This window comes from Streptomyces sp. FH025 (assembly GCF_017427025.1).
In the GTDB taxonomy this organism is placed as follows: domain Bacteria; phylum Actinomycetota; class Actinomycetes; order Streptomycetales; family Streptomycetaceae; genus Kitasatospora.
Genome location: NZ_JAFLNG010000347.1, coordinates 1 through 7966, shown reverse-complemented (window position 1 = coordinate 7966; position 7966 = coordinate 1). Strand labels below are relative to the sequence as shown.

Annotated in this window: 8 protein-coding genes; 6 read left to right on the top strand and 2 right to left on the bottom strand. The window is 70.6% G+C overall.

The window, feature by feature from the left end; genetic code table 11:
• The 3 genes from J0670_RS23095 to J0670_RS23085 all read left to right on the top strand — a co-directional run.
• Positions 1 to 365, top strand: a 365-nt coding sequence (locus J0670_RS23095) for a C40 family peptidase (RefSeq protein WP_207813560.1), incomplete at its 5' end; no start/stop codon positions are given.
• 328 nt (positions 366 to 693) lie between these two features.
• The gene (locus tag J0670_RS23090; RefSeq protein WP_243437387.1) at positions 694 to 1023 is read left to right on the top strand and encodes a hypothetical protein; all 330 of its coding nucleotides are present in this window, start codon (positions 694 to 696) and stop codon (positions 1021 to 1023) included.
• 409 nt (positions 1024 to 1432) lie between these two features.
• Positions 1433 to 1981, top strand: coding sequence for a hypothetical protein (locus J0670_RS23085; protein ID WP_207813558.1), 549 nt, complete (start codon positions 1433 to 1435; stop codon positions 1979 to 1981).
• 4 nt (positions 1982 to 1985) lie between these two features.
• On the opposite strand, the gene J0670_RS23080 is transcribed toward J0670_RS23085, so the two are convergent.
• The gene (locus J0670_RS23080; protein ID WP_207813557.1) at positions 1986 to 2555 is read right to left on the bottom strand and encodes a hypothetical protein; all 570 of its coding nucleotides are present in this window, start codon (positions 2553 to 2555) and stop codon (positions 1986 to 1988) included.
• A gap of 148 nt (positions 2556 to 2703) precedes the next feature.
• Here J0670_RS23080 and J0670_RS23075 point away from each other — a divergent pair, with 148 nt between their 5' ends.
• The 3 genes from J0670_RS23075 to J0670_RS23065 all read left to right on the top strand — a co-directional run bounded on the left by J0670_RS23075 (position 2704) and on the right by J0670_RS23065 (position 7511).
• A complete protein-coding gene (locus tag J0670_RS23075; protein ID WP_207813556.1) occupies positions 2704 to 6162 on the top strand; it encodes an AAA domain-containing protein in 3459 nt (1152 codons plus the stop codon).
• 539 nt (positions 6163 to 6701) lie between these two features.
• A complete protein-coding gene (locus tag J0670_RS23070; protein WP_207813555.1) occupies positions 6702 to 7049 on the top strand; it encodes an STAS domain-containing protein in 348 nt (115 codons plus the stop codon).
• A gap of 111 nt (positions 7050 to 7160) precedes the next feature.
• Positions 7161 to 7511 carry a metalloregulator ArsR/SmtB family transcription factor gene (locus J0670_RS23065; protein WP_207813561.1) on the top strand — a complete coding sequence of 117 codons (351 nt, stop codon included), beginning with the start codon at positions 7161 to 7163 and terminating at the stop codon, positions 7509 to 7511.
• 55 nt (positions 7512 to 7566) lie between these two features.
• Here the strand turns inward: J0670_RS23065 and J0670_RS23060 are convergent.
• Positions 7567 to 7966, bottom strand: a 400-nt coding sequence (locus J0670_RS23060) for an ATP-binding protein (protein WP_207813554.1), incomplete at its 5' end; no start/stop codon positions are given.

Below are 7966 nucleotides of genomic sequence, written 5' to 3'. Positions count from 1 at the left end.
AGGGCCCGGCCACCGGCCGAGCCGCGGACGCGGTCAAGTTCGCCTATGCCCAGCTCGGCAAGCCCTACGTCTGGGGCGCCACCGGGCCGGGCTCCTTCGACTGCTCGGGGCTCACCGGCGCGGCGTGGAAGGCCGCCGGGGTCTCCCTTCCGCGCGTCTCCCAGGACCAGTGGAACGCCGGCCAGCGCATCAGCCGGGCCGACCTGCAACCCGGAGACCTGGTCTTCTTCTACTCCGACCTGCACCACGTGGGCATCTACATCGGTGACGGCAAGATGATCCACGCGCCGCGCACCGGCAAGAACGTGGAGATCCTCCCGATCGACAGCATGGACGGCCCGTTCATGGGCGGCACCCGGCCCTGAACCCTCCGCCTGTGTCGTTTTCGGTTGGACCTGTCACATTCCGGACGAGTTGTCATCAACTTGTCGTTGGCGACGACTCGGCTCCCGGACCGCGAGGTAGAGCACCTGGTCGATGCCCTCGGCGGCGAACACGCCCCATCGCCAACGCGATCAGGTCTGCGAGTTGGTTTTCTGCGAGCCGTGTCCGTGATCTTGCTCGTTGTCGTTGCAGAGGAGACTGTGGAGCGCAGTGGGCGTGGCTTGTCGCCGATAGGGTGCTACTCCCGAAGCTGTTGAGGAGGATGCCATGCGGCGAGGAACCCCTGAGTACGAGGCGGCCCAGGAAGCCATGACGGGCCTCCTCCTGGAGCGGGCCCGGAGTCGGGAACGGCGGATCTCCTACAGCGAGTTGAGCCAACTCCTGGCGGACGAAGGTCACAACGTTCCGGCTCATAGTGCAGAGATGGACCTCCTCCTCGCCGACGTCTCCCGCCAGGAGAGCCCTAACGGCATCAGGGCCATGCTCAGCGCCATGGTGGTGTTCAAGGACCCGAACAAGCAGGAACCCGGCGCAGGGTTCTACCGCCTAGCACGGGAGGAGTTTGGACGCACGGGCGACAATCTGAGCATCTGGATCAAGGAGCTGGAGTACCTGGAACGCGACTATGGTCAGCGCTGAGGGGGCCCGCTCGATGGTTGCAGGGCGGCCAGCACCCCAGCTGTGTTGCCGAGATGATGGACGGGATGCCGCTCGCCGCCCACTACGCGAGGTGGACCACCTTCGGGCCCGACACGACGATAGGGGTACCCGCTGCGATCAGCGCTTCGCCACGTCGATTTGCCGAACTCCATTGGCGTGCGGTTCGGAGGCCCGGTGGCGGCCTCATCGCGGGCCGTCGCCGATGGCGGATGGGACGGTCATCCGGATCGAGCGGCTCATCGATCTGCCTGGGCACCTCTGACTCGGCGTGCGGCGGCTGGTGCGCGCCCCCTTGAGGTGCGGGTCGCACCGGTTGTCGCGAAGCCTTGACACTGCGTCACGGGCCGAGAACCCTGGTGCTGTACTCCAGGGACGTGAGGGACACGGCATGCCATGGGTTGACGAGAGCAGGCGCCACCAGGGTTTCCCGGCGGCGGTGTTGGCGGACGGCAGCGAGCCGGCGCCGTTGCCGGACGGGCGCACCACCTGGTGGCTCTACAACGGTGCGGATGGTCCTCGGGCCGCTGCGGTGCGCGGTGGTTGCAGCTGCGGCTGGCGGGGTGAGCAGGTGCACCTGTTGGACTTCGGCGACGACGCGGCGACCGAGGCGGTGGGCGAGGCCACCGGGCCGTTCGCGGACTGGGAGTGGCACGTCGACCTGGCCGAGGGTGTGGTGCCGCACGAGGTCGAAGAGCTGGTCGCGGCGCTGGTGGACCGGATCTGCGACCTGACGGAGAGCCGGCCGTACGCCGCTGCCCGTGCGGCCGCCCGGTTCGAGCGCGCCGCCGGTTCGACCGCGCTGCTGGCCGGCCGCAGGGCCCGCAGCAACCTGATGACCTGGGAGTACATCGGCCGCGCCTTCGGCTGCGGGCCGGAGGAAGCGCTGGAACGGTTCGGCGAGACGCTCGACGGCGTCGATCGGGGTGAAGAGGTGTAGGCCGTCAGCCTTCACGCGTCGCCGCGCAGGCGGCCGGACGCGGGCGTACGGTCAGCACTCCGTTCCACCCGTGGCCCGTCTCCCGGGGGATGAACCGCATCCGGCACTCGTCCGGTCCGCAGGCGTGGCTTGCCCGATCCCAGATGAGGTCGGGCCCTGCAATCGCATCGCCCAGAAGGCGGGGAATGCGTTCGTCGTGGACGGACGTCCTGGAGGTGACGACGCGGTCGAGCAGCCAGTCGACGCCGTGCTCGACTTCTGAGCTGGAGATCCTCAGCTCCAGGTGGCCCTCCAGACGCGTCCAGATCCCGGGGCGGCGCAGCAGTGTGCTGGCCAGGAACTGTGAGGTCCTGACCGGCGGCGTGACGGGGCCGGGCTTCTGCTGGCTCACCCGCCGAACGGCCCTGCGCCCATGCCTGAGCTTCGGCTTGGGCAGCGGCGAACTGGTGCTCCACAGCACCCGGTGCCCTCGCGCTGTGGTGGCTGCGGCATGCTCCGCCAGGATTTCGGTCAGGTCAGCACCCTCGGTCCACAACCGCAACTCCCCGCTGGCCTGCCTGTGGTCGAAGGCCAAGTCGCCGACTGCCGGGACTCGCGTGTTGGTGCTGGTTGCCGTAGTGGCGCGTGGCGAGTTGTATAACAAGCGCACACACGGAGTGACCAGCGTGGGATAGTTGGCGCAAGTGGCGTTGTTGTGTCCAGGTGGGCCAGGTGGGGGAACGTTGGCGCAGTGGCTGGAGCAGCTGGTCCAGGCAGTGGACGAGGTGCTGGTTGGTGAGGGCCGCTCCGGTGGCCGAGCGGAATCCTCGCGGCACACGAAGGTCGGGGAGGTTCACTACCTGGAGGACGGCTGGTACGGCCTGCCCACCTATGGGAGCCGGATCGACCCCGACGACCTCCAGGACATGCGGCTGGCCACCGGGGCCGGGCCTGACGACCGGCGGGCGCGGTCGTTCACCGTCCTCGGTTGGCGGGTCGAGCCGGAGCGGGTCCGCCTTCAGGTGGCGGCCCACGCACCCCGGAGCGGATTGGCGCTGTGGGCGGTCCGGCGTCCGGCCGACTTCCTGTACCGCTCACTGCGTGAAGCGCTGGCGGCCTTGCCGGACACCGGGCTCGCGGAACGGCTGGTCGGCGGCCGGGTCGACGCGGTCGCGCCTGCGGAGAGCTCCGCCTGCGGTGGCGTTCTGAAGGGCGGCCAGGCACAGGCGTATCTGGCCTGTACCTCTCCGGGTTTGCGGCTGGTCTGGGGGCCGCCCGGCACCGGGAAGACGACCGTGTTGACCCGGGCGCTGAGCGACCTGGCCCTGCGGGGCAAACGGGTCCTGCTGGTCTCCGGCACCAACGTGGCGGTGGACAACGCATTGGAGGGCGTGCTCAAGGAGCGTTCTTCGCTGCCGCCCGGCCTGATGGTCCGGGTCGGCTCTCCCGCGCTCCGCCAGGTGGCCGAGGACCCGCGGGTTTCGCTGCCCCTGCTGGTGCGGGCGAAGGTGGCGGAGGCCGAGCAGGCGGTGCAAGGGATCGCTGAGCAACTCGCCACCCTGGCGAGCGAACCGGCGCTGACCGAGCTGCGTGAGACCGAGACCCGACTCGCCGGCTTCGATCCCGACGCGTACGAGCAGGCCAGGAGCCGTCTTGCCCACGGCGTTCTGGTGGAGCGTCTCGCGACCGAACTGGAGGCAGCCGAAGCGGGCGAGGCGGACGCCCGGACCCGGAGCGTGCAGGCGGCCGGCGAGCATCGGGAGGCGCTGGGGCGCTGGGAGAGCTGGGCGCCTCAGCGGGCCCTGCTGGAGCAGGTGGCGCAGTGGCTGGCCGAGATCGAGAAGGGGGAGGAGAGCCAGCAGCAGCTGCGGGCGGCGTTGTTCGACGCCGAGGCCGCGCTGGCCGCTCTGGACACGGAGGAACGCGAACTCGACGGACGGGGCCGCCTGCGGAACAGGCGGCGGCGTGGCGAGATCCAGCGCGAACGAGCCGAGCAGGCCGAGCGCCGAGGCGCCCTCCAGCAGCAGGTTGCCCAGGCCGCCGAGACCTACTCCGCCCACCACGAGGTACTGCGTCGGCGCATCGCCGAGGCGCAGGCGCAGGCCCATCCCGTCGATGACACCGTGCTGCGCCTGCAGCTGGCCCTGATCGATTCGACCGCTGCCGACCAGGCCAAGCTGGACCAGGATCTCACGCTCGCCCAGCAGACGGTGCTGGCCGCCGGGCACCGGCTGCGGACGGCCCGGCAGGATCACCATCCCCGGCCTGAGGACGCCGATCTGGTGGCGACCTCCGATCGCGCCGGACTCCCCACCCTGGCTGTCCGGCTCGGCGAACTGCGGGCCTCCTGCGCCGGACTGCTCTCCAGACAAGGAGAGTTGGAGCGCGAACACGAGCGGCTCGTGCGGGAGCTGGCGCGTCGGCGCTCCCAGGCCGAGCCCGAACTGATCCGCGGGGCGAGCGTGGTGGCCACCACGCTCGCCCGGCTGCGGCTCAACCGGACCGTGGCCGAAGGGCCTTATGACGTCGTCCTGATCGACGAGGCCGGGGCCGCCCTGCTGCCCGAACTGATCGTCGCGGTCGCCAAGGCCAAGGAGACCGTCGTCCTGTTCGGCGACTTCTGCCAGCTCGGCCCGGTCATGCCCAAGCGCGTGCCGAAGCAGCCGGAGCTGGAGCGCTGGATCCGCACGGACTGCTTCGAACTGGTGGGCATCCGCACACCCGCCGAGGCCTTGGCGCACCCCGGCTGCGCGGCGCTGCTCACCACGCACCGGTTCGGACCCGACACCACCGACCTGGTCAACCGGATCGCCTACGGCGGCATGCTCAAGTCGGCCCGCCCGGTGCGGGACCGCACCCTCGACCCGGAGATCATCCTGGTCACCACCGACGGGCTCGGCGAGGGTGACGACGGAATCGCCTCCGCACGGCGGGTGCCGGGCGAAGGGGGCCGCTGGTGGGTGGCCGGCAGTCTGCTGGCGACCGCGTTGGCCGAGCGCCACCACGACGAGGGTGAGAGCGTCGGCATCGTCACGCCGTACAGGCTGCAGGCCCAGGTGACGCACGATTGGCTCCACGACCAGGGCCGGCTCTTCCGTACGCCCGCGGTGGAGGTGGGTACGGCACACAGCTTCCAGGGCCGGGAGTTCGACGTGGTCATCCTGGACCTGGTGGAGGACGGTGTACTTCCAGGATGGACCGCTGCCGGTGACTTCAAGGAGGCGTGGTCCTACGCCAAGACCGGAGCCAGGCTCTTCAACGTGGGTGCGACGCGGGCCCGTCAACGTGTCTACGTGCTCGCAGCCTGGGACGCCCTGGCCAGAGCGGGCAACGGGACGGTACTGGCACAGTTGCGCGACATGGCGCGAGCGGAGCCCGAGGCGCTGGTGCGCGGCGTCCGTTCCCATCAACTCCTCGGTCTGCCCGCCACCGACTCGCCGGGGCTGAACCCGCTGCAGCAGGAGATCTGGCAGGCATTCGAGGGCCACGTCCGGTACACCGCCATCCACGACGAGGACACCTACTACCCTGACGCCCTCGATGCCATCGACCAGGCCCGCCACAGCATCTGGCTCTGGTCGCCCTGGTACACCAAACGCATGTGGGAGGTTCTTCCGCGGCTTCACGACGCGCGCCGCCGAGGTGTGCGGGTCCACCTCTTCGTCACCAACGAGAGCGACAGCCTGCTGCAGGGCCAGCTGGCGAAGGAGGCCACCGCGGCTGATGCCGCCCGCCGGCTGCCCGAACTCAGGGCGGTGGCCGACACCGTGGTGGAGATCAAGGACATGCACCAGAAGATCCTGGTGATCGACGAGCAACTCTGCTTCCTCGGCAGCCTCAACACCTTGTCCCACGCGCCTGGCGGTCAGGGGCGGCGGGAGATCATGGTCCCGTTCCGGGGAAGCCGCTTCGCCCGCCACATCCTTGAGCACGAGAACGCAGAGCTTCTGCTCCACCCGCCCGTCTGCCCCGACCACGGGGCCCAGGCCGAACTGCGCAAGTACACGATCCCGTCCAAGCGGCGCCCCGCAAGGCCCCCGTACACGACCAGCCACCCGGCCCAGCGCTACTTCGTCTGGGCCTGTCCCACGCACACCGCCGTGACCAAAAGCGACGGCACCGCCGGCACGGTCGGCTGCGACAGGCGGAAGGCTCTGCGCCCTGACGAAGCCGGGTACCTGAGGAACAAGCCGCCGCTGTAGCGAATCAGCCCGCTCCCACCCCCACATCACCCGAAGCGGGCTGACCACGTCTCGCGGGCCTTGTCGAGCGACCGGGCACTGCGGCGGACGTGGCTGCGAAGCGTGCGTTCAGGGTCTTCGTGGTCGATGAGATCGGCCGGGTGGAGTCGGTCCTGGCGTCGGCGGATCCGTTGCGGCTGCGAAGGCCGTGATCGGTGGTTGGGCGAGGGGAGGGGAGGGCGGCCCGACTCGGCGTCGGTTCCGGTGGGGCCGCCCCTGGGCAGCGGCACGCTTCCGGCGGTGCCACCGCGATGCAAACCTTAGCAGTTGCTAAGATTGGCAACTACGAGGAAGGGGATCGGAATGGGTGTCTCTCCGTGTCGGCGTGTTCGGGGGCCGCTCGCTCCGTTCGTGGTGCCAGGCGGTTTCGGAAGCCTGGTGGCACGGGGGCGGAATCCGCGCACACCGGGCGGCTGTCCTGGTCCCCAGCCTCCGGTGGGCAGCCGGGGCCTCCTCGTGGTGGCTCATCGCCGCCCCGCGTGTGCGGGAAAGGGGCGGCGATGAGCATCCAATGGGAACTGGAGGACGTCGACGGCGTCGGCGTGCTGCGCGTGTCCGGGTTCCTGGGCGAGCAGGCGGTGCACCGCTTCGAGGGCGCCGTCGACTGGGTCCGGGCCCGCTGCGCCGGGCCGGTCGTCCTCGACCTCACGGCGTTGCGCGGCTGGAACGGCGCGGGTGAGGCGGCCCTCGTGAACGCGGCCGCGCTGGTCGGTTCCGACCGGGGCGCGTTGGCGGTGTGCGGGCTGGGCGAGCGGTGCACGCCGGCGCTGCTGGCGTGCTACGGCCTCGGCGTGATCCGACTCTTCCCGGACCTGGAGACCGCGCTCGCCGCACTGGCGGCGGGATGATCACCCGCGGGTGGAGTTGCTAGAGTCGGCAGTGATGACGTTCTTCACGGCTTGTACCGGACGGGGACGGTGAGCCCGGTGGACACGACCACCCCGCGACAGCCGTCGGTCGTGAGCGTGCCGCTCTACCAGCACAAGGCGGAGTTCTTCAAGACGCTCGGCCACCCGGCGCGGATCCGGGTGCTGGAGCTGCTGAGCGAGCGCGAGCAGGCCGTCGCCGAGCTGTTGCCCGAGGTCGGGATCGAGGCGGCGCACCTGTCGCAGCAGCTGGCGATCCTGCGTCGCACCGGGTTGGTCGCCTCCCGCCGGGACGGCGCCACGGTGCTCTACCGCCTCACCACGCCCGAAGTCGCCGACCTCCTCGCGGTCGCCCGGTCGATCCTCGGCACCCTGCTGACCGACCGCGCAGAGCTCCTGGACGAGCTGCGCGGCGACACCGGGACGGCCTCGCCCGGGGCGTAGGCCGGACCACCTCCTCGCTGACGTCGGCACCTGCGGTCATCGGCGCCGTGGGGTGTCAGGGGGCGATGGGCAGGCGGACGCGGACGGTCTTGCCGCCGCTCGGGTCGGGGTGGACGCCGAGCCGGCCGCCGAGGTGGCGGGCGAGGTCGGCGACGGCGGCCAGGCCGCCCGTGTCGCCTGGTTCGGGGAGGTCGAGCAGGGCCGGGTCGCCGTCGAGGATGGCGACTTCCAGGTGGGCGTCGGTGACGGCGATGAGCAGTTCGAAGGACGGAGACCGCCGTCCGGCGTGCCGCACCGTGTTGGTGACCAGTTCGGTGACGGCGAAGACGGCGGCGTCGTGGGTCGTCGTCCTCGGCGGGATGCGCCAGCCGGTGAGGAGGGTCACCGTGATCCGGCGCACGATCCTGGCGGCGGCCCAGGTGCTGGCCAGGCTCATCCGGTAGTGCCGGTGGTCG